This window comes from Achromobacter spanius (assembly GCF_039673305.1).
GTDB classification, from domain to species: Bacteria; Pseudomonadota; Gammaproteobacteria; order Burkholderiales; family Burkholderiaceae_B; genus Achromobacter; species Achromobacter spanius_F.
Genome location: NZ_JBDJLJ010000020.1, coordinates 33,921 through 55,201, shown reverse-complemented (window position 1 = coordinate 55,201; position 21,281 = coordinate 33,921). Strand labels below are relative to the sequence as shown.

Annotated in this window: 22 protein-coding genes; 11 read left to right on the top strand and 11 right to left on the bottom strand. The window is 68.0% G+C overall.

Features of this window, described 5'->3' with window-relative positions:
- The first annotated feature begins 138 nt into the window (after positions 1 to 138).
- Genes livH through ABE485_RS17330 form a run of 4 tightly spaced genes read left to right on the top strand, consistent with a single transcriptional unit; the run spans position 139 to position 3,765 of the window.
- Positions 139 to 1,065, top strand: coding sequence for a high-affinity branched-chain amino acid ABC transporter permease LivH (gene livH / locus ABE485_RS17345; RefSeq protein ID WP_346516499.1), 927 nt, complete (start codon positions 139 to 141; stop codon positions 1,063 to 1,065).
- Complete coding sequence (locus ABE485_RS17340) at positions 1,065 to 2,300, top strand: high-affinity branched-chain amino acid ABC transporter permease LivM (RefSeq protein WP_346516498.1); 1,236 nt, start codon at positions 1,065 to 1,067, stop codon at positions 2,298 to 2,300. The genes livH and ABE485_RS17340 overlap by 1 nt, the downstream gene beginning before the upstream one ends.
- Positions 2,297 to 3,064 (top strand): high-affinity branched-chain amino acid ABC transporter ATP-binding protein LivG, encoded by a 768-nt coding sequence (gene livG / locus ABE485_RS17335; protein WP_346516497.1) that lies wholly within the window; start codon positions 2,297 to 2,299, stop codon positions 3,062 to 3,064. The genes ABE485_RS17340 and livG overlap by 4 nt, the downstream gene beginning before the upstream one ends.
- On the top strand, positions 3,064 to 3,765 hold the full coding sequence (locus ABE485_RS17330) for an ABC transporter ATP-binding protein (protein WP_346516534.1): 702 nt from the start codon (positions 3,064 to 3,066) through the stop codon (positions 3,763 to 3,765). Before livG ends, ABE485_RS17330 begins: the two co-directional genes overlap by 1 nt.
- Before the next feature lie 250 nt (positions 3,766 to 4,015).
- On the opposite strand, the gene ABE485_RS17325 is transcribed toward ABE485_RS17330, so the two are convergent.
- Genes ABE485_RS17325 through ABE485_RS17315 form a run of 3 tightly spaced genes read right to left on the bottom strand, consistent with a single transcriptional unit; the run spans position 4,016 to position 7,212 of the window.
- Positions 4,016 to 4,759 (bottom strand): aspartate/glutamate racemase family protein, encoded by a 744-nt coding sequence (locus tag ABE485_RS17325; protein WP_346516496.1) that lies wholly within the window; start codon positions 4,757 to 4,759, stop codon positions 4,016 to 4,018.
- Between the two features lie 16 nt (positions 4,760 to 4,775).
- Positions 4,776 to 6,227: an N-acyl-D-amino-acid deacylase family protein gene (locus ABE485_RS17320; RefSeq protein WP_346516495.1), complete on the bottom strand. Its 1,452-nt coding sequence runs from the start codon at positions 6,225 to 6,227 to the stop codon at positions 4,776 to 4,778.
- A 7-nt stretch (positions 6,228 to 6,234) separates the two neighbouring features.
- On the bottom strand, positions 6,235 to 7,212 hold the full coding sequence (locus ABE485_RS17315; RefSeq protein WP_346516494.1) for a Bug family tripartite tricarboxylate transporter substrate binding protein: 978 nt from the start codon (positions 7,210 to 7,212) through the stop codon (positions 6,235 to 6,237).
- Between the two features lie 119 nt (positions 7,213 to 7,331).
- Between ABE485_RS17315 and ABE485_RS17310 the strand changes: the two genes are divergently transcribed.
- Positions 7,332 to 8,303, top strand: a complete 972-nt coding sequence (locus ABE485_RS17310; protein ID WP_346516493.1) for a LysR family transcriptional regulator — start codon at positions 7,332 to 7,334, stop codon at positions 8,301 to 8,303.
- A gap of 39 nt (positions 8,304 to 8,342) precedes the next feature.
- On the opposite strand, the gene ABE485_RS17305 is transcribed toward ABE485_RS17310, so the two are convergent.
- Positions 8,343 to 8,954, bottom strand: coding sequence for a glutathione S-transferase family protein (locus tag ABE485_RS17305; RefSeq protein WP_346516492.1), 612 nt, complete (start codon positions 8,952 to 8,954; stop codon positions 8,343 to 8,345).
- 155 nt (positions 8,955 to 9,109) lie between these two features.
- Between ABE485_RS17305 and ABE485_RS17300 the strand changes: the two genes are divergently transcribed.
- Together ABE485_RS17300 and ABE485_RS17295 are read left to right on the top strand one after the other, a co-directional pair.
- Complete coding sequence (locus ABE485_RS17300; RefSeq protein ID WP_430795435.1) at positions 9,110 to 10,273, top strand: PQQ-dependent sugar dehydrogenase; 1,164 nt, start codon at positions 9,110 to 9,112, stop codon at positions 10,271 to 10,273.
- 5 nt (positions 10,274 to 10,278) lie between these two features.
- Positions 10,279 to 10,917 carry a glutathione S-transferase family protein gene (locus ABE485_RS17295; protein ID WP_346516491.1) on the top strand — a complete coding sequence of 213 codons (639 nt, stop codon included), beginning with the start codon at positions 10,279 to 10,281 and terminating at the stop codon, positions 10,915 to 10,917.
- Positions 10,918 to 10,930: 13 nt separating this feature from the next.
- On the opposite strand, the gene ABE485_RS17290 is transcribed toward ABE485_RS17295, so the two are convergent.
- Positions 10,931 to 11,839 carry a DMT family transporter gene (locus ABE485_RS17290; RefSeq protein ID WP_346516490.1) on the bottom strand — a complete coding sequence of 303 codons (909 nt, stop codon included), beginning with the start codon at positions 11,837 to 11,839 and terminating at the stop codon, positions 10,931 to 10,933.
- Between the two features lie 55 nt (positions 11,840 to 11,894).
- Positions 11,895 to 12,272 carry a DUF423 domain-containing protein gene (locus tag ABE485_RS17285; protein WP_346516489.1) on the bottom strand — a complete coding sequence of 126 codons (378 nt, stop codon included), beginning with the start codon at positions 12,270 to 12,272 and terminating at the stop codon, positions 11,895 to 11,897.
- Positions 12,273 to 12,468: 196 nt separating this feature from the next.
- Here ABE485_RS17285 and parS point away from each other — a divergent pair, with 196 nt between their 5' ends.
- Together parS and ABE485_RS17275 are read left to right on the top strand one after the other, a co-directional pair.
- On the top strand, positions 12,469 to 12,954 hold the full coding sequence (parS, locus tag ABE485_RS17280; RefSeq protein WP_346516488.1) for a type II RES/Xre toxin-antitoxin system antitoxin: 486 nt from the start codon (positions 12,469 to 12,471) through the stop codon (positions 12,952 to 12,954).
- Entirely contained in the window at positions 12,951 to 13,463 is a 513-nt protein-coding gene (locus ABE485_RS17275; protein ID WP_346516487.1) for an RES family NAD+ phosphorylase, read from the top strand. Before parS ends, ABE485_RS17275 begins: the two co-directional genes overlap by 4 nt.
- A 26-nt stretch (positions 13,464 to 13,489) precedes the next feature.
- Here the strand turns inward: ABE485_RS17275 and ABE485_RS17270 are convergent, their stop codons facing one another.
- Positions 13,490 to 14,551 carry an alcohol dehydrogenase gene (locus ABE485_RS17270; RefSeq protein ID WP_346516486.1) on the bottom strand — a complete coding sequence of 354 codons (1,062 nt, stop codon included), beginning with the start codon at positions 14,549 to 14,551 and terminating at the stop codon, positions 13,490 to 13,492.
- Positions 14,552 to 14,619: 68 nt separating this feature from the next.
- On the bottom strand, positions 14,620 to 15,828 hold the full coding sequence (locus tag ABE485_RS17265; RefSeq protein ID WP_346516485.1) for an ABC transporter substrate-binding protein: 1,209 nt from the start codon (positions 15,826 to 15,828) through the stop codon (positions 14,620 to 14,622).
- A gap of 229 nt (positions 15,829 to 16,057) precedes the next feature.
- Between ABE485_RS17265 and ABE485_RS17260 the strand changes: the two genes are divergently transcribed.
- Entirely contained in the window at positions 16,058 to 16,798 is a 741-nt protein-coding gene (locus ABE485_RS17260; RefSeq protein WP_346516484.1) for an IclR family transcriptional regulator, read from the top strand.
- A 15-nt stretch (positions 16,799 to 16,813) separates the two neighbouring features.
- On the opposite strand, the gene rocF is transcribed toward ABE485_RS17260, so the two are convergent.
- Positions 16,814 to 17,752, bottom strand: coding sequence for an arginase (gene rocF / locus ABE485_RS17255; protein WP_346516483.1), 939 nt, complete (start codon positions 17,750 to 17,752; stop codon positions 16,814 to 16,816).
- A 59-nt stretch (positions 17,753 to 17,811) separates the two neighbouring features.
- Positions 17,812 to 19,047 carry an ornithine--oxo-acid transaminase gene (gene rocD / locus ABE485_RS17250; RefSeq protein WP_346516482.1) on the bottom strand — a complete coding sequence of 412 codons (1,236 nt, stop codon included), beginning with the start codon at positions 19,045 to 19,047 and terminating at the stop codon, positions 17,812 to 17,814.
- Positions 19,048 to 19,210: 163 nt separating this feature from the next.
- Here rocD and ABE485_RS17245 point away from each other — a divergent pair, with 163 nt between their 5' ends.
- The gene (locus ABE485_RS17245) at positions 19,211 to 20,032 is read left to right on the top strand and encodes a MetQ/NlpA family ABC transporter substrate-binding protein (RefSeq protein WP_346516481.1); all 822 of its coding nucleotides are present in this window, start codon (positions 19,211 to 19,213) and stop codon (positions 20,030 to 20,032) included.
- Positions 20,033 to 20,041: 9 nt separating this feature from the next.
- Here ABE485_RS17245 and ABE485_RS17240 read toward each other — a convergent pair whose 3' ends face one another.
- A complete protein-coding gene (locus ABE485_RS17240; protein ID WP_346516532.1) occupies positions 20,042 to 21,184 on the bottom strand; it encodes an MFS transporter in 1,143 nt (380 codons plus the stop codon).
- Positions 21,185 to 21,281: the final 97 nt, after the last annotated feature.

The window sequence follows — 21,281 nt, the reverse complement described above, 5'->3', positions numbered from 1 at the left end:
TGTCGTAATCCGCGTAGCGATGCGCCAAAAGCGCTGTGCGGCCGGCAAGGCGGTGATCACAGGCCCTTATAAAATACGCCCAGGTTTCCGGCTCCGGGTCTTACCACCGGGGCCGGAACCATTTGGAGCAAGAGAATCATGTCTGACCTCATACCCCAACTTACCCAGCAATTCTTCAACGGATTGTCCCTGGGAGCGATCTACGCGCTGATCGCCATCGGCTACACAATGGTCTACGGCATCATCGGTATGATCAACTTCGCCCACGGCGAAATCTATATGATCGGCGCCTATGTGGGCCTGGTCACCCTGACGGCCATCGGCACCAACAGCGGTCTGCCGACGCCCTTCATCATTGCGACGATGCTGCTCGTGGCCATCGCCGTCACCGGCATCTACGGCTTTTCGGTCGAGCGGGTCGCGTACCGGCCCGTGCGCGGCAGCCCCCGGCTGGTGGCGCTGATCTCCGCCATCGGGATGTCGATCTTCCTGCAGAACTGGGTGGCCCTGGGCCAGGGCGCGCGCGACATGGCCGTGCCTTCGCTGGTGTCGGGCGCCGTGCAGTTCCACATGGGTTCCGACTTCGACGTGACGATCCCGTATTCGCGCATCATGATCATCGTGGTGACGGTGGTGCTGATGATCGCGCTGACGCTGTTCATCAAGTATTCCCGCATGGGCCGCGCGTCGCGCGCCTGCTCGCAGGACATGCACATGGCCAACCTGCTGGGCATCGACACCAACCGCGTGATCTCGTTCACGTTCGTGATGGGCGCGATCCTGGCGGCGGTGGGCGGCGTGCTGATCGCCATCACCATCGGCAAGCTCAATCCCTTCATCGGCTTCCTGGCCGGCATCAAGGCCTTCACGGCGGCGGTGCTGGGCGGTATCGGCAGCATCCCCGGCGCCATGCTGGGCGGCGTGCTGCTGGGCCTGGCCGAGACCTTCGCGGCCGCCTATATATCGTCACAGTACAAGGACATCGTGGCGTTTTCGCTGCTGGTCCTGATTCTGCTGTTCCGTCCCACCGGGCTGCTGGGCAAACCTGAGGTGGAAAAAGTCTGATGTCCAAGAACAATCTCAAAAACGCCACGATGGCGGCCGTGCTGACGGCGGTCATCGTTACCCCGGTCTTCGGCCTGCAACTGATCCGACAGGGCGCCCGCACCTCGATGGAATCGAACTGGTCGCTGGTGGCGATTGCCGCCGCGGTCGTGTTCCTGTTTCAACTGTTGCGGCCCTGGCTTGCGATCCCGTTTCAGAAGCTCAAGACGGGCCTGCCCACCTTGCCGTCGGCGCCGGCCAAGAACAACAAGGCGCTGATGCTGCTGTTCCTGGCCATCGCGGTGATCTGGCCGTTCTTCGCGGGCCGCAGCTCGGTCGACATCGCGACGCTGGTGCTGATCTACGTGATGCTCGGCCTGGGGCTGAACATCGTGGTGGGCTTCGCGGGGCTGCTGGACCTGGGCTTCGTGGGCTTTTACGCGGTGGGCGCCTACACCTACGCCTTGCTGTACCACTGGGGCGGCTGGAGCTTCTGGGAAGCGCTGCCGTTCTCGGGCGCGATGGCGGCGCTGTTCGGCTTCGTGCTGGGCTTCCCGGTGTTGCGGCTGCGTGGCGATTACCTGGCCATCGTGACGCTGGGCTTCGGCGAAATGATCCGCCTGCTGCTCATCAACCTGAACAAGCTCACGGGCGGTCCGGACGGCATTTCGGGCATTCCCAAGCCCACGTTCTTCGGACTGGAAATGACGCGCCGTCCCAGCACGGAAGGCGGCACGACGTTCCACGAGTTCTTCGGACTGACCTTCCAGAACCAGGACATGGTGATCTATCTGTACATGATGGCGCTGTTGCTGGCGCTGATCACCCTGTTCGTGTCCACGCGCCTGATCCGCATGCCGGTCGGCCGTGCATGGGAAGCGCTGCGCGAAGACGAGATCGCCTGCCGCTCGCTGGGGCTGAACCCCACGCGCATCAAGCTTTCCGCGTTCACGCTGGGCGCCATGTTCGCCGGCTTTGGCGGCGCATTCTTCGCCGCCCGCCAGGGCATGGTGAACCCGGAGTCCTTCACCTTCATCGAATCCGCGCTGATCCTGGCCATCGTGGTGCTGGGCGGCATGGGGTCGCAGGTGGGCGTGATCCTCGCCGCCGTCCTGCTGACCGTCCTGCCCGAGCTGGCGCGCGAGTTCGCCGAGTACCGGATGCTGATGTTCGGCCTGGTGATGGTGTTGATGATGATGTGGCGTCCGCAGGGGTTGTTGCCCATGAAGCGTCCCCACGTGGAGCTGTCTAAATGAGCGAGGCATTGCTGAAAGTTTCCGGACTGACCATGCGCTTCGGCGGCCTGCTGGCCGTCGACAGCGTGGCGTTCGAGGTCAAGTCCGACGAGGTGTTCGCCATCATCGGCCCCAACGGGGCCGGCAAGACCACCGTGTTCAACTGCGTGGGCGGCTTCTATGCCCCCACGGCGGGCGAGATTATCATGGACGGCAAGTCCATCACGGGCCTGCCCAGCCACAAGGTGGCGCGGCACGGGCTGGTGCGCACGTTCCAGAACGTGCGCCTGTTCAAGCAGCTGACGGTGCTGGAGAACCTGCTGGTGGCGCAGCATACGCAGGTGGAATCGCGGCTGCTGCCGGGCCTGCTCAAGCTGAAGGGCTACCGCCAGTCCGAAGCCGACGCGCTCTCGCGCGCGGCGCAATGGCTGGATTTCATGGGCCTGCGCGAATTCGCCAACCGCGAAGCCGGCAACCTGGCCTACGGCCACCAGCGGCGCCTGGAGATCGCGCGCTGCATGATCACCAAGCCACGCCTGCTGATGCTGGACGAACCTGCGGCGGGCCTGAATCCGCAGGAAAAGCGGGATCTGCAATCCCTGATCGACCAGCTGCGGCGCGAGTTCGGCGTCGCGGTGCTGCTGATCGAGCACGACATGAGCCTGATCATGGGGATTTCGGACCGCATTCTCGTCATGGAGCACGGCAAGCCCATCACGACCGGCACCCCCGAGCAGGTGCGCAACGACGAGCGCGTCATCAAGGCGTACCTGGGGGAGGAATGATGCTCAAGCTGGAAAACATACACACGTACTACGGCGCCATCCAGGCGTTGAACGGCGTGTCGGTGGACGTCAACAAGGGCGAGATCGTCACGCTGATCGGCGCCAACGGCGCGGGCAAGACGACGCTGCTGATGACGGTCTGCGGCAATCCCCGGGCCCGCGAGGGCAAGATCACGTTCGAGGGCGAGGACATCACCCACAAGGACACGCACCACATCATGCGCAGTGGCATCGCCATTTCGCCGGAAGGGCGGCGCGTGTTCAAGGACCTGACCGTGGCCGAGAACCTGATGATGGGCGGCTTCTTCTCCAAGCGCGAAGAAATCCAGGCCGGCATCGACCACGTCTATGGCCTGTTCCCGCGCCTGAAGGAACGCTCCGCGCAGCGCGCCGGCCTGATGTCGGGCGGCGAGCAGCAGATGCTGGCGATCGGCCGCGCGCTGATGACGCGTCCGCGCCTGTTGCTGCTGGACGAGCCCACGCTGGGCCTGGCGCCGCTGGTGATCGCGCAGATCTTCGACATCATCCGCGAGATCCGCGAGCAGGGCGTGACCGTGTTCCTGGTCGAGCAGAATGCGAACAAGGCGCTGGGCGTGGCGGACCGCGGCTACGTGCTGGAAAACGGCCGGGTGGTGCTGCAGGACACGGGCGCCAACCTGCTGGTCAACGACAAGGTCCGCAAGGCGTACCTGGGCGGTTGACGGCTTCCCCGCGAAGGAAGTGGGCGCATCGGGAGATGCGCCTTTTTTTTGCTTTCGGCATTCCGCGCCAGGGGGAGAGGTGTCTGACACCCTTGAGCCACCGAGACTCGCCCGAGGGCATTTCGCCTGGGTGTCAGACACAGCTCGAATCGCGAGTGCGGCGTGGGGGCCTACATCCCGCCGCTCGGCCGCCCGAAGGCGGGATAGCCCCCTCGGGGGGCAGCAAGCGAGCGCAGCGTGGGGGCCTACATCAAGCCGCGATCAGCTGTTCCGGCTGGTCGGCCTGGTAGTGTGCGATCGCCGCGCGGGCGAGGGCGTCGATGGAGTCCGTGAGCGTCACGCCCAGGCTGGGGCGCAGCGCGTGCGGCACGGCCAGCGGCAGTTCGGTGCAGCCCAGCACCACGGCGTCGGCGCCGCGCGCCTTCAGGCGGGCGATGCACTCGGCGGCGGGGGCGAAGGCGTCTTCGAGCTGGTTGCCCTTGACGGCGCGGATCGAACCCATGCAATAGCGTTCGACTTCGTCGTCGTCGGGCACGATGCATTCGTAGCCCTGGGCCTCCAGGTGCCGCTGGTAGAGGCCGAGCTTGAGCGTCGCGGCGGTGCCCATCAGGCCGATGCGGCCGCTGGGCAGGCCGAGGCGGCGCAGGTCCTCGATGACGGCCTGGATGATGTGCAGGACTGGCAGGCGGGTGGACGCCGCGATCTCGTCGAACCAGAGATGCGCGGTGTTGCACGGAATGGCGATGAGCTGGGCGCCGGCCTGTTCCAGGAAGCGCACGCCTTCGACCATGTAGGGCAGGGGATTCTCGCCGCCGGCCATGTAGGCGCTGGAGCGGTCGGGAATACGCGGATCATTGCGCAGCAGCGTGGGGATGTGGTGCTGGTCGATCGAGGCGGGCGTCAGCGCCGCCAGGCGGAGGGCGAAGGCCGCGCCGGCCATGGGCCCCATTCCGCCCAATACACCCAGGTAGCAGCCCTGGGAAAACGTCTTCACTTTATGAACTCCGTGGTCATGCATCACCGGGCGTCAGAACCTGGCCCGGGCGTTCGGCACCGGTTCGTTCCCCGTCCCAGACCTGCCTGCCATTGACCCACACCGCGTGGATGCCCTGGCTTGCCTGAATGGGAGCTGAAAAAGTCGCCGCGTCAGTGACGGTGGCGGGATCGAACAGCACCAGGTCAGCATGATACCCCTCCTGGAGCAGGCCGCGCCCGGCCACGCCGTACTGGGCGGCCGCCAGCCCGGTCATCTTGTGGATGGCGGTTTCCAGCGTCAGCAGGTTCTGCTCGCGCACCATCGTGCGCAGCACGTTGGTGAAGGTGCCCCACTGGCGGGGATGCGGATGCGGATCGAAGGGCAGCCCGTCGGACCCGACCATGGTCAGGGGGTGCGCGAAGATGCGGTTGACGTCCGCCGGGTCCATCAGGAAATAGATGGCGCCGGCTGGCGCCAGACGGGCGAGGGCGGCTTCGTCGTCCAGGCCCAGTTCGGCCATGACGTCGCTGAAGTCGCGGCCGGTGGCTTCAGGGTAGCCCTTGGACCAGGTGATCATCGTGCGGCTGGCAAGCCGCGCGCGGTCGAGCCGCAGCATGGTCGAGGTGGCGGGGTAGGGGTGGCAGTCCAGGCAGACGGGCTGCGAGGCCGCCGCGCGGCTGATGATGTCGAGCGTTTCGCGGGTGCGGCCGTGGTTGCGTTCCCCGGCCAGCTTGTGGTGCGAGAACACCACGCGGCAATCGAGTTCGCGGCCGATCAGCAGCGCTTCCTCCATGGCCGGCACGATGTGGTCGGCTTCGTCGCGCAGGTGCGTGGCGTAGATGCCGGCGCGGCCGCGCAGCGGCTGGCACACGTCGATGATCTCGTCGGTGGGCGCCGCGCTGGCGGGCGGGTAGAAGGTGCCGGTGGACACGCCGAATGCGCCTGCGTCCAGCGCTTCCTGCATCAGGTCGCGCATGGCGGCGCGTTCGGCGTCGTCCGCGGCGCGCGAGGTGTCGTCCATGACGGCCACGCGCAGGGTGGTGTGCCCCACCAGGGGAATCACGTTGACCGCGGCGGGGGTGGCGCGCAGCGCGTCCATCCAGGCGCGGAAGGTGCCGAAGCGGAACAGGTCGGCCGGACCCAGCAGATCCAGCGGTTGCGGGATCTGCGTGCGCGACAGGGGCGCCAGGCTGATCCCGCAGTTGCCGGTGACGACCGTGGTGATGCCTTGCGACACCTTGGGCAGCATGTCCGGATGCGCCAGCAGGTAGCCGTCGTCGTGGGTGTGCGAGTCGATGAAGCCGGGCGCGAGGACCTGGCCCCGCCCGTCGACGACCGGCACGCCGGCGGGATGGGCGAAATCGCCAACCGCCACGATGCGTTCGCCCAGCACCGCCAGGTCGCCCTGGCGGGCGGGGCCGCCCGATCCGTCGATGAGCGTGGCGCCCGCCACGATGAAGTCAGCCTGCAAGGTGTCTGCCGTCATGGAGTGCTCAGTCGAGTTTTTCGATGCCGGCGTTATCGATGATCTGCTGCCACTTGGCGGTTTCGCGATCGATCAGCTGCTTGAACTCGGCCGGCGAGCCGGAGGCAGGTTCGGCGCCCAGCGTAGCCAGGCCCTGGCGCACTTCGGGAGCCTGCAGCGCCTTCTGGATGGCCGCGTTCAGCGTCGCCACCACGTCGTCGGGCGTGCCCTTGGGCGCGACCACGCCGCCCCAGGCGACGGTCTCGTAGCCCTTCAGGCCGGATTCGTCCAGCGTGGGGACGTCGGGCATGGTCGGCAGGCGCTTCAGGCTGCTGACGCCGATGGCGCGGACCTTGCCGCTCTTGACCAGCGGCGTGGCTTCCGAGGTGTTGACGAACAGGTAGTCCAGGCGGCCGCCCAGGAGGTCCTGGATGGCGGCGGGGCCGCCGTTGTAGGGGATGAACATCACGTCCAGCTTGGCCATGCTCTTGAAGAGTTCGCCGCCCATGTGGCCGGTGGTGCCCACGCCCGATGCGCCGTAGGACAGGCGGCCGGGCTCCTTGCGGGCGCGGTCGATCAGGTCCTGCACGCTCTTGACGGGCGAGTCCGCCGGGACGATCAGGGCGTTGTACAGGTCGAACATGTGGGCGACCGGCGTCAGGTCCTTGTCCACGTCGTAGGGCAGGCGCTTGAAGAGCGAGCGGTTCACGGCCAGCGTGTTGATGTTGCCGTAGCCGACGGTATAGCCGTCGGGCGCCGCGCGCTTGATCAGCGCGATGCCGATGTTGCCGGCGGCGCCGGGACGGTTTTCGATGACCATCGTGGCGCCGGTGTCGCGGGCGATCTGCGTCGTGATCAGGCGCGACAGCACGTCCGGCGAGCCGCCGGCGGCGGACGGAACCACGAATGTGACGGGCTTGTCGGGATAGCCGGCTGCCGAGGCCGTGCCGAGCATGGCGACGCTGAGCGCCGCCACCGAAAGCGTGCGGAAGAATTTGCGGTGCATGGTGGATTTCCCCTGTGTTGTTTTGTCGAGGAGGGCAGGTTACACCCGGCATTGCGGCACTGCGTCATAGAAAAATATCCAAAACCTATAATCCCCCGTTATTGCCAGAGGGGAAGAAAATGAATGCGGACGCCTATGCCGACGAGGTCGGCCCCAGCGCCGGACGGCCGTTGAACCTGCGCCAGATCGAGGTATTTCGGGCCATCATGGTGGCCGGTTCGATCAGCGGCGCGGGACGCATGCTGCACGTGTCGCAGCCGGCGGTGAGCCGCGTGCTGGCGCTGACCGAGAGCCGCCTGGGCTACCGCCTGTTCGAGCGGGTCAAGAGCCGGCTGTCGCCCACCGCCGAGGCGCGGCGCCTGTATGCGGAGGTCGAGCAGGTGTATGGCGGCATCCAGCGGGTGAACGACCTGGCCGCCAGCCTGGGGCAGTCGGGGGCCGGGATGCTGAAGATCGTGGCCAGCGCCAGTTTCGGGCAGCGCCTGATTCCCATGGCGCTGGAGCGCTTTCGCGGGCGCAACGCGGACGCGCGGGTCGATTACCGCAGCGTGACGTTCGACGAACTGGCGGCGTACTTTCTTTCGGGCCAGGCGGACATCGGGATCTCGATGCAGCCGCCCGACCACCCGAACCTGACTTCGGTCAGGCTGGCGCGGGTGCCGGTCGTCTGCGTGCTGCCGCCGGACCATCCGCTGGCCAGCCACGACGTGGTGCTGCCCGAGGACTTCTCGTCGGCTGCGTGGATCGGCTATCCGCGCGACACGCCGCTGGGCAGGGCGCTCAAGGCGTTCTTCGGGGAGGGGCCGCGCTGCGCGGCGGCGGTGGAGGTGCATTCCCCCGTGACCGCCTGTTCGTTCGTGCAGCAGGGCCTGGGGCCGGCGCTGGTGGACGCCTGGTGCGTCACGCCGGACCAGGCCGCGCACATGGCCCTGCGTCCGATCGCGCCGCAGGCCGGCGTGGAGATCTGGGCCACGCATTCCAACCTGAGCGCGCCGCCTCTGCTGGCGCGGCGCTTCCTGGCGGCGGTGAAGAAGACACTGGAAGGCCAGGCATGGCCCGGCGCGTCGCAGGCGTCGGACGAGCCGCAATAGCGCGCCAGCCCCAGGCCGGGCCGGCGCGGAGCCAGCGCCTTACAGCCCTTCGGCCTTCAGCGCGGCCTTCACGCCGGCGTTTTCTTCCATGCGCTTGAAGAAGGCGGCCAGATTGTCCTGGCCCGACAGGTCCACTTCCTTGGCGTGCGCCCAGCGCAGCACGACGTAGAGGTAGGCGTCGGCGATCGACGGGGCCTCGCCCGCCAGATAGGACTTGCCGGCCAGCTGCTTGTCCAGTTGCGCGAACAGCTTGGTCAGCAGCGCGGAGGCGGACGCGGCCAGTTCTTTCTGCGCGCCTTCATCCTTGAGGTAACGCTGCGCGCCGAAGATCATGGAGAAGGTCTTGTGGATGTCGGAGTTGATGAAACCGACCCAGCGGCGCACTTCGGCGCGCGAACGCGCGCTGCCGTCGCCGAGCAGATGGCTTTGCGGAGCCAGTTCGGCCAGGTGCTCCAGAATGGCTACGTTCTGCGTGATGGCCCAATCGCCATCGGTCAGGGCGGGCACGGCGCCCAGCGGATTGACCTTCAGAAACTCCGGACCCTTGAGCTCGTCGCGGCTGAGCTTGTGCGTTTCGTACGGCTTGCCGATCCATTCCAGGACGATGTGGGAAGCGAGCGAGCACGCGCCGGGCATGTAGTACAGTTTCATGTGATGGAGGCTCCTGAGAAGTAGGACGGGAGACCCCCCGTCCCAGGGCGCTATGGTACGCCACCCGGTACGCCAGCCGCGGGACGCCTCGCGCCTCCCTCTCCCTGTCATGCCTTCCCCGCCCGCCTTCCAACCTGTCGCCGCCGGAGATGTCCATGCAGTCACGCACCGCCGCGAGCACGCGCGCAATCCCCTTCATGCTGTCCCTTGCCCTGACGTGCGCGATGGCGCCCGCGATCGCGCGCGCCGCGCAGGAGCCGCCCTCGGTGGCCGCGCGTGTCACGCCCGTCGTCGGCGGCCTGGATCATCCCTGGTCGATGGCGTTCCTGCCCGACGGCGGGATCCTGGTCACCGAGCGTCCCGGCAACCTGCGCCTGCTGCGCACGCCGGGCGGCCTGTCCAAGCCGCTTGCCGGGGTGCCCAAGGTGGCGGCCTCCGGCCAGGGCGGGCTGCTGGACGTGGCGCTGTCGCCGGATTTCGCCACCGACCGCTATGTGTACCTGTCGTACGCCGAATCGGACGGCTCCAAGAGCGGCACCGCGGTGGGACGCGGCCGCCTGGCCGACGACGCCAGCGGCCTGCAGGACTTTCGCGTGCTGTTCCGCCAGGAACCCAAGCTGTCGTCCGGCCTGCATTTCGGGTCCCGACTGGTGTTCGACGGCAAGGGGCATCTTTACATCGCGCTGGGCGAGAACAACCAGCGGCCCACCGCCCAGGACCTGGACAAGCTGCAGGGCAAGGTGGTGCGGCTCAATGTCGACGGGTCCGTGCCGGCCGACAATCCCTTTGTCGGCAAGGCCGGGGCCAGGCCGGAAATCTGGTCGTACGGCCACCGCAACCCGCAGGGCATGGCGCTGAACCCCTGGTCGGGGGAGCTCTGGGAAAACGAACACGGGCCCCGCGGCGGCGACGAGATCAACCTGGTGCAGCCGGGCAAGAATTACGGCTGGCCGCTGGCCACGTATGGGATCAATTATTCGGGATTCGCGATTCCGGAAGCGAAGGGCGAAACCCTGGCCGGGACCGAGCAGCCGCTGTACTGGTGGCCGAAGTCTCCGGCCATCAGCGGTATGGCCTTCTATAACGCGGATCGCTTTCCTGCGTGGAACAAATCGTTGTTCATCGGCGCGCTGGCGAACCAGAACCTGATACGCCTGACGCTGGACGGCAATCGGGTGGTGGCGCAAGAAACGCTGCTGGTCGACCGCAAGCGCCGGATCCGCGACGTGCGGCAGGGGCCGGACGGGTATGTGTATGTGCTGACGGACGCCTCGCCGGGCGAACTGCTGCGGCTGGCCCCGGCGGAATCGGGAGGGTGACTGCCATGAGTTCCTACGAATTGATCGGGTCCGCGGGCTGCGGCTCAGCCATCGTCGAAATGGCGCTGGTGCTGGCCAATGTGCCGCACACGCTGACGGACGTGCCTTACCTCAAGCCCGGTCCCGAGCGCGACCGCCTGCTGCGTTTGAATCCGCTGGGGCAGGTGCCCACGCTGGTCCTGCCGGACGGCGAAGTCATGACGGAAAGCGCCGCGATGATCCTGCATCTGAACGACGTGGCGCCGCAGGCCGGCCTGGCCCCGCCGCCGGGCAAGCCGGAGCGGGCGCGCTTTCTCAACCTGCTGGTGCGCCTGGTGGCGGCAGTCTATCCCACGTTCACCTATGGGGACGATCCGCCGCAATGGACGACCGTGGGCGCGCCGGCAGACCTGCTGCGCGAACGCGTGCATACGCGCCGCGCCGAGCTGTGGCAGGAACTGGAGCGCCAGGCGGGCGCCCCGCACATGCTGGGCCGGCGCTTTTCGGCGCTGGACCTGTATGTGACGGTCATGACGCATTGGCGCCCGGGGCCGTCGTGGTTCGCCACGATGTGCCCGGCGCTGTCGGCCGTGGCGCGTGAAGCCGCGCAGGAGCCCAACGTGGCGCGTGTGCTGCAGCGGCACTTTCCGCCGCCCAGCGAATAGCGCGGCCCGCGCCTCAGGTTGCGGCGCGCCGGCGCGACTTGCCGCGCGCCTCGCGCACCGCGATGTAGACGCCGCTGCCGGCAATGAAGACGGCGCCCAGGTAGGCGTAGGCGTCGGGCGCCTCGCGCCAGATGAGCCAGCCGAGGATCGTCGCCCAGATCAGGCCCGTGTAGTCGAAGGGCGCAACCACGGATGCGGGGCCGATGCGGAATCCCTGCGTGATCAGCGCCAGGCCCAGCGTGCTGAAGAGCGCGATCGCGCCGAAGTAGGGCAGGTCCGCGAGCGCGATGTCGCGCCACACCCACGGCAGCGCGACCGCGCTGCACACCAGCTGGCCCAGCACGATGTAGAACGTGGTGGTGAGCATGCCTTCCGCCCGGCTGATGCCGCGCGCCGTGATCATCATGACCGCATACAGCAGCGCGGTGGTCAGGGGCAGCAGCGTGGCCGCCTGGAACGCTTCCGTGCCCGGGCGCACCACGATCAGCACGCCCGCAAATCCCGCGAGCACCGCAAGCCAGCGCTTGCCGTCCACGCGTTCCTTCAGGATCAGCACCGACAGCGCCGTGACGAACAGCGGGGCGGCGAACGCGATGGCGGTGGCTTCGGCCAGCGGCAGCGCGCGCAGTCCCAGGTAGAAGCAACAGGCCGACACCACGTTGATGGCGCCGCGCGTCAGGTGCAGACCGACATGGGTGGTGCGCAGCACGCGGCGGCCGCCCAGCCAGAGTGCCAGCGCGGTGACGAAGGGCAGCGCGATCAGCGCGCGCAGGAACAGGATCTGCAGCGGGTTGTAATGCGCGCCCAGCCATTTGGCGTTGGCGTCGCTGAGCGTCAGGAAGAAAATCCCGCCCGCCACACAGGCGATGCCTGCGGCGGCGGATGGTTCACGGGCGGCGGATAATGCGGTCGAGGTAGACATCTGAAACCTGGAGGGACGGCGGTTCCTGCCGCCGGCGAGGGGAAGGAAGGGAGATTCAGGTTTGGGCGCGGTACGCGGCCAGCGCGACCATGGCCCACGCGGCCAGGAAGGCGGTGCCGCCAAAGGGCGTGACGGCGCCCAACCAATGCGTGCCCGTCAGCGACAGCACGTACAGGCTGCCGGAGAACAGCACGATGCCGACGAACATGACCACGCCCGCCGCGGACAGCAGCGGCGACCCGAAGCGCGCGCCCAGCAGCGCGATGATGAACAGGCCCAGCGCGTGGACCAGGTGGTACATCACGCCGGTCTGCCAGACCGCCAGCAGTTCGGGCGTCAGCATGCGCTTGAGTCCATGCGCGCCGAAGGCTCCGGCGCCCACCGCCACCATGAGATTCAATGCCGCGAGTATCGTGAGCTGCCGGTCCGTCATTGCCAGTCCTTGTATGTGTGCCGAGGGGGGATTTGCCGCCGCCTATGATATGCCCAAACATGGTGCGTGGCGGGCTGCCCGGCGGTCGCTGCGCGGGTTCGGCGGGCGTTGCGCGCCGACTTCCAAATGGGATATTATAAATTCAATTTGGTAATTTCAGCTGCGCCCCATACGGCTGCGGCGCCAGGAGTACACCATGACCCTCGCCATTGCCGAAAAATCCCCCGCCAAGCGCGGCGCAAGCGCCAAGCGGCCGCCGCGCCATGCGGCCGCGCGTGCCAAACAGCTGTTCCGCGGCCTGGTCGACAGTCCCCTGACGGACATCGCGCGCGACGTGCGGCGCGGCTTGCCGGCCCAGATGGTCGATGACGCCGCCGACTACCTGCAGGTTCCCAAATCCGAAATCATGGCCATCACCGAGGTCAAGGCGGCGTCCCTGTCGCGCTGGACCCGGGAAGGCCAGGCGCTGCCGCTGGGCGAATCCGACCGGCTTGCACGCGTGGCGCGCGTGGCCCGGGTGGCCCGCCAGCTGCTCGGCAGCGACGAGGAAGCGGTGCTGTGGCTGAACACGCCCGTGCCTGCGCTGGGCAACGTCAAGCCGCTGTCCCTGCTGACCTCCGACGCCAGCAGCCGCATCGTCGAGGACACCCTGGCCCGGGCCGCCGCCGGCGTGTACGCATGACGGAGTTCGTCTCGCTGTGGCGCATCGGCACGACGGCGGGCACGTACCGGGCCGACGACCTGAGCGGCGCCGGGGCCGCCGCCGTGGGAGGCCGCTACAACAGCCCGGGCACCCCGGTGGTCTATGCATCGTCCAGCGTGGCGCTGGCGGTGCTGGAAACCGTGGTGCACTTCGCGGCCCGCGCCTCCGAACAGGCCAACCGCTACCTGATCGAGGTGGCCGTGCCCCAGGCCGTCCATGACGCGCGCCAGACGCTGTCCCTGGCTCAACTGCAGCAGGACTATCCCTTCTGGGAAGCCGTGCCCTTTGCCGAGGCGTCGCAAGCCGTGGGCGACAACTGGGTGGAATCGGGCGTGTCGGCGCTGCTGGAACTGCCCAGCGCCATCGTGCCGTACCGCGGCGTGCCGGACTGCAATTTCCTGATCAATCCGGCCCATCCCGACGCCGAGCATATCGTGGTCGTGCGGCGCGAGCGGTTCATCTACGATCCGCGGCTGCGGCCGGCGTAGGCGCCAGCGCCGCAGCCGCGCGGTGATCACTCCACCGTCAACACGGCCCGCCCGACCACCTTGCCGGCGCGCAGCGACGCCAGCACGCTGTCGGCCTCGGCCAGGGCGTGGCGATGCACCGGCATCGGCGGCACCTTGCCGGTCCGCACCAGTTCCATCAGCTCTTTCAGTTCGGCCAGGTTGCCGACGTAGCTGCCGATGATCGACAGCGCCTTCATCGGGATCAGCGCGATGGGCCACGACGATGCGCCGCCGAACAGGCCGACGATGATCAGCTTGCCGCCCTTGGTCAGGAAGTCGAACGCCAGCGACGTGGTGGCGGGCGCGCCCACGAGGTCGATCGCGGCCTGCACCGGCTTGCCGCCCGCGGCCTTGATGATCTGCTGCGCGGCGTCGGGCGCGGCGCCGTCGATCGCGGCCAGCGCGCCCGCATCCAGCGCGGCCTGGCGCTTGGCGGGGTCGATGTCGACGACGATGGCGCCCGCGCCGCCCAGCGCCTTGATGAGCGTCAGGCTCATGAGGCCCAGGCCGCCCGCGCCGAAGATGACGACGGGGTGATCGCGGTAGACGTCGGCGCCGATCTTCTTGAGCGCGGAGTAGGTGGTCAGGCCCGAACACGCATAGGGCGCGATCTGCGCCGGGTCCAGATCGCCGATGTCGATGAGGTAGCGCGGATGCGGCACCATGATGTGGTCGGCATAGCCGCCGGCGCGGTGCACGCCCAGGCAGGCCGGCGCGGTGCAGTGGTTTTCCATGCCGGCCGCGCACGAGGGGCACTTGCCGCAGCCGATCCATGGATAGACCAGGTAGTTGCGGTCGGCGGCAAGCCCCTGGACGTCGGGGCCGGCGGCCGCGACGGCGCCCACCGTTTCGTGGCCCATGGTCAGGGGCAGCGACACGCCCCGATCCTTCAGCGAGAGCGTGCGGCCCTGGCCGAGGTCGTAGCCGCCTTCCCACAAGTGGATATCGCTGTGGCAGACGCCGGCCGCCCGGACCTTGAGCAGCACCTGCGACCCCTGCGGCGTGGGCGTGGGCTGGTCCATTTCCTGCAAGGGTTCGCGGAAATTGACGACGCAATAGCACTTCATGGGTTGTCTCCTTTGTGGATATGCTTTGCCTTGCGGCCGGGCGCGTGGCCCGGCGCGGCAGGCCGGATCTATTTCTTGACCAGGGGGCATTCGCTGTCGGCGAGCGACACGAAGACCTTTTCGCCCGGCACCGTGGACAGGATGCGGTAGTAGTCGCCCGGATACTTGGATTCGGCCGGCTTTTTCACTTCCACCAGATACAGGTCCATGATGACGCGGCCATCTTCGGGACGCACCCGGGCATTCTTGATCAGTTTGGTGGTGATGGGCAACTCGCGCATCTTCTGGTTGACCTTCGCGCCCTCGAAGCTGCCGGCCGCTTGCGCCGCCTGCAGGTAGTGGGTGGTGGCCACGTAGCTCAGCGCCTGCACGATCGACGGCGCGCGCGTGACGCCCATCTTCTTTTGCCAGCGCTGCGTCCAGGCGCGCGTGTCCTCGTCGGCGTCCCAATAGAAGCCGGTGGGGAAGGTCAGGCCCTGGGCCACGGGCAGGCCCATCGCGTGCACGTCGTTGATGAAGGTCAGGAAGGTGAGCATGCGCTGCTTGCCGCCCGCCAGCCCGAATTCCTGCGCCTGCTTGATCAGGTTGACCAGGTCGCCGCCGGCGCTGGCCAGGCCCACCACGTCGGCCCTGGACGATTGCGCCTGGACCAGGAACGAGGCGAAATCCAGGGCGCCGAGCGGATGCCGCGTGCTGCCCACGACCTTGCCGCCGGCGCCTTCCACGAAGCGCGAGGCGTTGCTTTCCAGGGACTTGCCGAACACGTAGTCGGTGGTGATGAAGTACCAGGACTTGCCGCCGCCTTCCACCACGCTCTTGACCACCGCATTGGCCAGCGCATAGGTGTCGGGCGCCCATTGCGTGCTGAGGTTGCTGCATTGCTTGCCGCTGAAGTCGCCGGCAAACCCGCCGCTGATCAGGGCCGTCCCGCCTTTTTCGCGCGCCACGCCTTGCGCGGCCAGCCCCGCCGAGCTCGCGCCGCCGTCCACCACGGCGACCAGGTTCTGCGTGTCGAACCAGCGCCGCACCAGGGCGGATGCCACGTCAGCCTTGTTCTGGTTGTCGGCGCCGACGACCTCGACGGTCTTGCCGGCCACCTTGCCGCCGAAATCCTCGACGGCCATGCGCACGGCCATTTCGGAGCCCAGCCCGCCCAGGTCGGAATAGATTCCCGAACGATCGTTGGAAACACCCAGGCGCACGACGTCGGACTGGGCTTGGGCCGCGCAGGCGGCCAGGGCGGCGGCCAGCGCCGCCAACACGGGTTTGATACGCATCTGTCTCTCTCCCAGCCCGCGCGCGGGCCGATTATTGAATGTTATTGATGACGCGATACCGCTAGCCGGGGCGCCGGTTCTCCAGCCGGCTGAAATTTATTTCTTATTGGTGAATGTAAATTCCTGTGCAAGAATTTATGTACCGGCACATGAAATGTCAACCGGGTGGACTACCTACGCCGAGCGCGGGAAACCGGCAGGGACTTGCCAAGTAAGGAGGGCCGACGCCGTGGAAGTGAAGCTTGTCGCACGCACGCTGGATCTGATCGAACTGTTCGCGCAGACGCGGCGGCCGATGCCGCTGACCGATCTGGCCCAGGGCCTGGGCGCGCCCATGTCCAGCTGCCTGGCGCTGGTGCGCACGCTGGTGGCCAGGGGTTACCTGTACGAGGTGCGGCGGCGCGCGGGCTATTACCCGACCGCGAAGCTGCACAGCCTGAGCGCGCTGATCCTGACGGGCGATCCCTGGCTGGATCTGGTGCGTCCGCGGCTGGCGGCCCTGCGCGACGCGGTCGATGAGACCGTGATGCTGGGCAAGATCCAGGACGGGGGCGTGCTGTTCCTGGACGTCGTCGAGGCGAAGCAGCCGGTGCATTACGCGGCGCGGCCCGGCGAGCGCCGGCCCCTGCACACCAGTTCGGTCGCCAAGGCGATCCTGGCGCGCCTGCCGCCCGCCGAACGCGCCCATGTGCTGGCCGATGCGCAGTACACGCGCTACACGGACAGTACGCTGGCCACCCGCGAAGCGCTGCTGGCCGACGTGGATCGCGCCGCGGCGCAGGGCTGGGCGGCCAACGTGGGGGAAAGCGTGGCGGACCTGACGGGGCTGGCGGTGGCGCTGGACCTGGGCGGGGAATGGTACGCGCTATGCATGGCGGGGCCGACGCCGCGCGTCTGGACGCAGCGCGAGTCCAACCTGATCCACCTGCGCGAAGCCGCCGAGGCCATCCGGCGCGACCGCGAGGGTTAGCCCCGCGCGCCTGCGCTACGGCCCGCGGCGCACCAGCGTGGACTTGCCGAACAGGCTTTCGATCAGGTCCACGGCCAGTTCGGCCGTCTTGTTGCGCACGTCGAAGGCCGGGTTGAGCTCGACCACGTCCAGCGAGCGCATCAGCCCGGTGTCGGCGATCATTTCCATGCACAGCTGGGCCTCGCGATACGTGGGGCCGCCAAGCACCGTGGTGCCCACGCCCGGGGCGATCTCGGGGTCCAGGAAGTCCACGTCGAAGCTCACGTGCAGGTGGGTGCCGGCGTCCAGTCCGGCCAGCGCAGCCTGCATCGCGGCGCGCATGCCCATTTCGTCCAGATAGCGCATGTCGAAGACTTCCAGTCCGGCTTCATGGACCAGGCGCTTTTCGCCGGGATCCACGCTGCGGATGCCGATCTGGCGGATGCAGGCCGGATCGATGTCCGGCGTCTGGCCCGACATGCCGGTAAGGGGCGCCGGACCATTGCCGCACAGGCAGGCCACCGGCATGCCGTGGATGTTGCCGGTGGGCGTGAGGGTGTTCGTGTTGAAGTCGGCGTGCGCGTCCAGCCACAGCACGCGCAGCTTCTTGCCGGCGGCGCGGCAATGGCGCGCCACGGCGCTGATCGAGCCGATGCCCAGGCTGTGGTCGCCGCCCAGCAGCACGGGCAGGCGACCGTGCGAGAGTTCCTCGTACACGGCGTCGTGCACGGCCTGGTTCCAGGCGGCCACTTCGTCCAGGTGGCGATAGCCCTCCACCGGCGGCAGCCAGGGATTGGCGGGGCCGTACAGGTTGCCGCGGTCGGTCACCTGGAAGCCCTGCGCTTCGATGACAGGGCCCAGGTCCGCGACGCGCAGCGCTTCCGGCCCCATCGAGGCGCCGCGCGCGCCGGCGCCGATGTCGGTGGGCGCGCCGATCAGGGTGACGTGATTGGGCAGGGTGGCGTTGTTCTGCAAGTGGCGTGCTCCGGAGTACGGTTCAAGGGCCGGCGCGGCCGGGGCCGCGCGCGGCGCGTTCAGGCGGCGGATAGTACCGCGGCCAGTTGGTCGCAGGCCCAGTCCACCTCGTCGCGCGTGACGACCAGGGGCGGGGACAGCCGCACGGTATGGCCATGCGTATCCTTGGCCAGCAAGCCGCGCGCCTGAAGGCGTTCGCACCACAGGCGGGCGCCGCCGGCGTCGGGCTCAAGTTCGATCGCCAGCATCAGGCCGCGTCCGCGCGCCTCGCGCACCGGGCCGGGGAGCGCGCGCAGGCGCTCCAGGAAATAGGCGCCCAGCGTCGCGGCGTTCTCGATCATGCCTTCCTCGGTCAGCACGCGCAGCGCGGCGCGCGCCACGGCGCAGGCCAGCGGATTGCCGCCGAAAGTGCTGCCATGTTGGCCGGGCTGGAACACGCCCAGCACGTCCGCGTTGGACAAAACGGCGGACACGGGATAGAAACCGCCCGAAAGCGCCTTGCCGATGAGCGTGACGTCGGCCTCGATGCCTTCGTGTTCTTCGGCCAGCAGCTTGCCCGTGCGGCCCAGGCCGGTCTGGATCTCGTCCAGGATCAGGGTGATGCCGCGTTCGGTGCAGCGCTGGCGGACGCGCGTGAAATAGCCTGGGGGCGGCAGCACGACGCCGGCTTCGCCCTGGATGGGTTCCACCAGAAAGGCGACGGTGCGGTCGCTGATGGCGGCGTCAAAGGCGTCGAAGTCGCCAAACGGCACGATCTTGAATCCGGGCGCGAACGGGCCGTAGTGGCCATAGGCGTCGGGATCGGTGGAGAAGCCCACGATGCCCAGCGTGCGCCCGTGGAAGTTGTTGGCGCAGACGATGATCTCGGCCTGGCCCTCGGGCACGCCGCGCACCTCGTAACCCCATTTGCGGACCGCCTTGATGGCGGTTTCCACGGCTTCGGCGCCGCTGTTCATGGGCAGGATCTTGTGGGCGCCGGTCAGGCGCGCCAGGTCTTCGTAGAATCCCGCCATCTGGTCATGGCGGAATGCGCGCGAGGTCAGCGTGAGCTTCTGCGCCTGTTCGGTCATGGCGGCCAGGATGCGCGGATGGCAGTGCCCCTGGTTGACCGCGGAGTAGGCCGACAGGCAGTCCAGGTACTTGCGGCCGTCCACGTCATACAGCCACACGCCGCTGCCGCGCGCGATCACCACGTCCAGCGGGTGGTAGTTGTGCGCGCCCAGCTGGTCTTCGACCTGGTCGCGGTGGGTGGCTGCGGACTGGGTGCCGGGGACAGGGGTCGGAACCGCGCTCATGAGCATCTCCCAAGGGCGTATTGCAGCCATCTTAGCGCCGCCCCGGGGGCAGAGTCATTGCCATTGCGTGACAAAGGCCTTTCGGGGCGGCGTGGCGGCGCTGCGGCACAATAGCGCGTGTGCCGGGCCATCGCCCGGCGTCCCGATATCCTGGATGGCCTTCATGCTTTTGCACCAATTGCTTTTGAAACTGACGCGCGGCGCCGCCGTGGTGGCGCTGGGGCTGGCGGCCAGCGCGAATGCGGGGGCGCAGGACAAGCCGCTGCGGATCGGCGTGATTCCCAGCGTCGCCAATGAAGCGACCGAACTGGCGATCGCGCAGGCGAAGAAAGAGGGGCTGGACGTCAAGCTGGTGGAATTCAACGACTGGGTGCTGCCCAACATCGCCGTGGCTGACGGTTCCGTGGACGCCAACTTCTTCCAGCACGAGCCTTTCCTGGAACTCTTCAACCAGCGGCGCGGCGCCAACCTCAAGCCCATCGCCTATGGCTATTCCACGACCATCGGCTTGTTTTCCAAAAAGCTGAAGAAGGGCGATGCGGTGCCGGACGGCGCCACCATCGCCGTGCCGAACGATCCCGTGAATACTGGCCGCGCCTTGCTGCTGCTGGAGTCGATGGGGCTGATCAAGCTCAAGCCGGGCGTGGCGCACCAGGCGACCCTGCAGGACGTGGTCGCCAACCCCAGGAACCTGAAGTTCGTCCAGATCGAAGGCTCGCAGTCGGCGCGCACGTTCGACGACGTGACGGCGTCGGTCACCTACACGACCTTCGCCAAGCAGGCGGGCCTGAACGAGAAGGACGGCCTGGCGTTCGACAACACCGATCCGGACAGCATCCGCCGCTACGCCATCCGCTGGGTGGCCAAGCCGGAAAACGCGCAGGATCCGCGCCTTTTGAAGTTCATCTCCATCTACCAGAACTCGCCGGAAGTGAAGAGCACGCTCAAGCGGCTCTACGGGGACCTGATTTCGTTCCCCTGGTAGTCGGCGTCTTCAGGCGGCCGCGCGCGCGGCCGGTTTGCGGGCACCGTTCAGGCGCCATTGCAGCCCCAGCGCCGCCGCCGCGAGCAGCGCTGCGGCGCTCAGTCCCAGCGCCTCGAAGCCGGCGTGCGTGTACAGCGTGCCCCCGATCGCGGTGCCCAGGCTGGCGCCCAGATAGGTGGTGCAGGTGTTCAAGCCCAGCACCGCGCCGCGTTCATCCGGGCGCGCGCGCGACAGCAGCAGCACCAGCAGGTTCAGGCTGAGCTGCGAGGCCGCGCCCCAGGCCACGGCAATCGCCAGCACGGCCGCCAGCGCATGCGCGGCCGGCAGCAATCCCAGATAGACCAGCGCGATCGCACCCAGCGCCAGCGGCAGCGCGCGGCGCGGGCCAAGCCGCTCGGCCAGCGGCGCGGCGCAGAATCCCGCCAGCAGGAAACCCGCCCCATACGCGAACGCGATGAATCCCACCTTGCCGGCCGTCAGCGCGAGCAGGGTGCGGACATGGTCGGCCAGGAAGGCGTAGACGCCGTAGAAGGCCGAGGAAAAGGCCAGGCAGCCCAGCAGCAGCGCGGGCACGTCGCGATACGACAGCGGCGCCAGCAGGCGCGCCAGCCGCAGCGGCGGGGCGTTGGCCGCGCGACGCTCGGGCAGCTTGCGCAGGCCCAGCACCGCCATCATTGCGCACAGCGCCAACACGCCGTAGGTGGCGCGCCAGCCCACGGCGTCGGAAATCAGCGCCGATAGCGGCACGCCCGCGACCAGCGACACCGACCAGCCGGCGATGACGCGTCCCAGCGTGCGGGCCTCCTGGCCGGGGGCCGCAATGAGCGAGGCGGAACCGTAGGCCGCCGGCAGGATGACGCCCGCGGCGGCGCCGGCCAGGCCCTGCGCCAGCGTCAGAACGATCCAGTGCGGCGCGCAGGCCGACAGGATCAGCGCGGCAATCAGGGCGGCCATGGCGCCCAGCAGCGAACGGCGGATGCCGATGCGGTCGATTCGCGCCGCCAGGAAGAAGGCGCTGGCGGCCGTGGCCGCGCCGTAGGCCGAGATGGCGCTGCTGATGGTCAGCGCTGACGTGGAGAACGAGCGCGCGACGTCGCTCAGGATGGGGCTGAGGGCCAATCCGTTGGAGCCGACGACGCTCACGGCAAACATCAAGGCGGGGACCGGCGAGGAATTTTGGGTGCTGCGTTGCGACATCCGCGGATTTTATTGGAATAAAATAAGGGTTAACGCTGATAATTCCTTATTC

Coding starts and splice junctions, on each gene's coding strand:
- ABE485_RS17330 (WP_346516534.1), top strand. CDS start 3,064: ATGCTCAAGCTGGAAAACATACACACGTACTACGGCGCCATCCAGGCG.
- rocD (WP_346516482.1), bottom strand. CDS start 19,047: ATGAGCGCGGTTCCGACCCCTGTCCCCGGCACCCAGTCCGCAGCCACC.
- ABE485_RS17315 (WP_346516494.1), bottom strand. CDS start 7,212: ATGCACCGCAAATTCTTCCGCACGCTTTCGGTGGCGGCGCTCAGCGTC.
- ABE485_RS17290 (WP_346516490.1), bottom strand. CDS start 11,839: ATGTCTACCTCGACCGCATTATCCGCCGCCCGTGAACCATCCGCCGCC.
- ABE485_RS17305 (WP_346516492.1), bottom strand. CDS start 8,954: ATGAAACTGTACTACATGCCCGGCGCGTGCTCGCTCGCTTCCCACATC.
- ABE485_RS17285 (WP_346516489.1), bottom strand. CDS start 12,272: ATGACGGACCGGCAGCTCACGATACTCGCGGCATTGAATCTCATGGTG.
- ABE485_RS17240 (WP_346516532.1), bottom strand. CDS start 21,184: ATGTTTGCCGTGAGCGTCGTCGGCTCCAACGGATTGGCCCTCAGCCCC.
- ABE485_RS17265 (WP_346516485.1), bottom strand. CDS start 15,828: ATGCGTATCAAACCCGTGTTGGCGGCGCTGGCCGCCGCCCTGGCCGCC.
- ABE485_RS17340 (WP_346516498.1), top strand. CDS start 1,065: ATGTCCAAGAACAATCTCAAAAACGCCACGATGGCGGCCGTGCTGACG.
- ABE485_RS17275 (WP_346516487.1), top strand. CDS start 12,951: ATGACGGAGTTCGTCTCGCTGTGGCGCATCGGCACGACGGCGGGCACG.
- ABE485_RS17310 (WP_346516493.1), top strand. CDS start 7,332: ATGAATGCGGACGCCTATGCCGACGAGGTCGGCCCCAGCGCCGGACGG.
- livG (WP_346516497.1), top strand. CDS start 2,297: ATGAGCGAGGCATTGCTGAAAGTTTCCGGACTGACCATGCGCTTCGGC.
- parS (WP_346516488.1), top strand. CDS start 12,469: ATGACCCTCGCCATTGCCGAAAAATCCCCCGCCAAGCGCGGCGCAAGC.
- ABE485_RS17295 (WP_346516491.1), top strand. CDS start 10,279: ATGAGTTCCTACGAATTGATCGGGTCCGCGGGCTGCGGCTCAGCCATC.
- ABE485_RS17300 (WP_430795435.1), top strand. CDS start 9,110: ATGCAGTCACGCACCGCCGCGAGCACGCGCGCAATCCCCTTCATGCTG.
- ABE485_RS17245 (WP_346516481.1), top strand. CDS start 19,211: ATGCTTTTGCACCAATTGCTTTTGAAACTGACGCGCGGCGCCGCCGTG.
- livH (WP_346516499.1), top strand. CDS start 139: ATGTCTGACCTCATACCCCAACTTACCCAGCAATTCTTCAACGGATTG.
- ABE485_RS17320 (WP_346516495.1), bottom strand. CDS start 6,227: ATGACGGCAGACACCTTGCAGGCTGACTTCATCGTGGCGGGCGCCACG.
- ABE485_RS17270 (WP_346516486.1), bottom strand. CDS start 14,551: ATGAAGTGCTATTGCGTCGTCAATTTCCGCGAACCCTTGCAGGAAATG.